Below are 2,014 nucleotides of genomic sequence, written 5' to 3'. Positions count from 1 at the left end.
AAGCCCGCCCCGTACTGCGAAGCAGTCAGGGTCGGGTAGTTTACCTTAATGGATGTTGAGTTGATCGAGTTGTTTCCCTACTTTTCCCAACCATGATGCTCAGTCACTTGTTGTCTCCTCTCGCTTGGGTGGACGGCCTCTCCCTGGGGTTGGTCTACGGCACTGCCGGGTCGTTGCTGTTCCGCTCCCTTTACCAGTTCATCGTCATTTACAATGCTCTGCTGATCGTGCGGATTTTGCTGAGCTGGTTCCCGCAACTGAACTGGTCTAACCCCATCCTGTCGGTGCTCAGCCAACTCACCGATCCCTATCTCAACCTGTTCCGCGGCATCATCCCCCCCATTGGTGGCTTGGACTTTTCCCCCTGGTTGGCCTTCATTTTGCTCAGCTTTGCCATGCAGGTGGTGGGCCAGTTTGCCTAGCCGCTGTAGCACTGGATTCATCTGGATAGGCCGGGATCCCTTTACGATGGAGAGCTGCTTTTTTCGTTGCCCGCCATGCAGATCCCCGGCGTTGCCCACTACTGGCTGCTGAATGCTCAGGTTCCCCTGTCGGTACTGAAGGAGGCGGTGCCAGGAGCTGTTCCCAACCGCGATAACCTGGTGTTGCTGGATCTGGAAATCGAAGGGGGGCAGATCCGCCAAATCCGGCTGGCAACAGGGATCCCGCCCCAGGGGATCCCCAGCGTGGATCTAAGGCGGGGCCAAGTGTGGCCGTGTTTTGTGGACATCCATACCCACCTGGACAAGGGACATGTGTGGCCGCGCACCCCCAATCCCGATGGTACCTTTGCCGGGGCGAGGCAGGCCGGCCAGGAAGATTGGGTGAAGATGAAGCAAGCCTATGACGGGGATCCGGAGCGGTTTCGGGAGGATCTCTACCGTCGCTTCAGCTTTGGTTTGCGCTGCAGCTATGCCCATGGATCCCAGGCGGTGCGCACCCATCTGGTCTGTGAGAACCCTCAGGTTATGGGGGCCAGCTGGGAGGTGTTTGTCCAGTTGCGCCGAGAGTGGGCGGGCAAGCTGGAACTCCAGGCGGTCACGCTTCTGAGCTTGGATACCTTTCTCACCCCTGCAGGGGAAAAGCTGGCGGACAAGGTGGCGGAAGTGGGCGGGATCCTGGGTGGGGTGGCGGCGATGGGGCCGGAACTGGATCGGCAATTGGATCGGGTGTTTGCCCTGGCCAAGGAGCGGGGCTTGGCTCTGGACTTTCATACGGATGAGACGGATGATCCGGGATCCCTCACGTTGAGACACGTGGCAGCGGCAGCCCTGCGCCATGAGTTTTCGGGACAGGTGGTGTGTGGCCATTGCTGTAGCCTGGCCGTGCAACCCCCGCAAGTGGCCCACAAGACCATGGCCATGGTCAGAGAGGCGGGAATTGCCGTGGTCAGCCTGCCCATGTGTAACCTATATTTGCAAGCCCGTAACCCCGGCCATACCCCCCGCTGGCGGGGAGTGACGCTGTTGCATGAGCTGAAGGCTTTGGGCGTGCCGGTGATGATAGCCAGCGATAATTGCCGGGATCCCTTCTACGGCTTTGGGGATCACGATGGCTTGGAGGTGTTCCGGGAGGCCACCCGCATTTTGCACCTGGATACCCCCTATGGGGATTGGCCACAGGCGATTACCACCACCCCTGCCCGCATCATGGGCTTGACCGAGCGAGGGCAAATTGGGGTGGGGCTGCCGGCAGATCTGGTGCTGTTCAAAGGACGTGGCTTTGATGAGCTGCTTTCCCGTCCCCAGCATGACCGAGTGGTGTTGCGTCAGGGGCAGGCCATCGACACGACTCTGCCGGACTACAGCGAACTGGACGACTTGATGGAGAAGGTGGGGACAGCGCTCAGCTCCGAGAAGTAGAGCGGGGTCACAGTCGTTTCAAGTTAGATTAAGACACTTCCCAATTGCTCCTCTCTCCCTTTGCCTGGAGGTGGTGGTTGTGGCAGCGGCGCGGAACGCTGGGGCGGCACCGTAGAGCATGCCTCTAACCCCCAAAACCCTGAACTTTGCTG

Annotated in this window: 2 protein-coding genes; both read left to right on the top strand. The window is 59.8% G+C overall.

What is annotated here, in order from left to right; all coding sequences use genetic code 11:
* Positions 1 to 92 precede the first annotated feature (92 nt).
* Positions 93 to 422, top strand: coding sequence for a YggT family protein (locus tag NW843_RS11975; RefSeq protein WP_414343744.1), 330 nt, complete (start codon positions 93 to 95; stop codon positions 420 to 422).
* Positions 423 to 497: 75 nt separating this feature from the next.
* Positions 498 to 1,862, top strand: coding sequence for a cytosine deaminase (locus NW843_RS11970; RefSeq protein ID WP_414523047.1), 1,365 nt, complete (start codon positions 498 to 500; stop codon positions 1,860 to 1,862).
* Positions 1,863 to 2,014: the final 152 nt, after the last annotated feature.

The sequence above is a fragment of the Synechococcus sp. R5-12 genome, assembly GCF_047502655.1.
Classification (GTDB): domain Bacteria; phylum Cyanobacteriota; class Cyanobacteriia; order Thermostichales; family Thermostichaceae; genus Thermostichus.
This window is presented reverse-complemented; position numbering and strand designations above follow the sequence as displayed.

Coding starts and splice junctions, on each gene's coding strand:
- NW843_RS11975 (WP_414343744.1), top strand. CDS start 93: ATGATGCTCAGTCACTTGTTGTCTCCTCTCGCTTGGGTGGACGGCCTC.
- NW843_RS11970 (WP_414523047.1), top strand. CDS start 498: ATGCAGATCCCCGGCGTTGCCCACTACTGGCTGCTGAATGCTCAGGTT.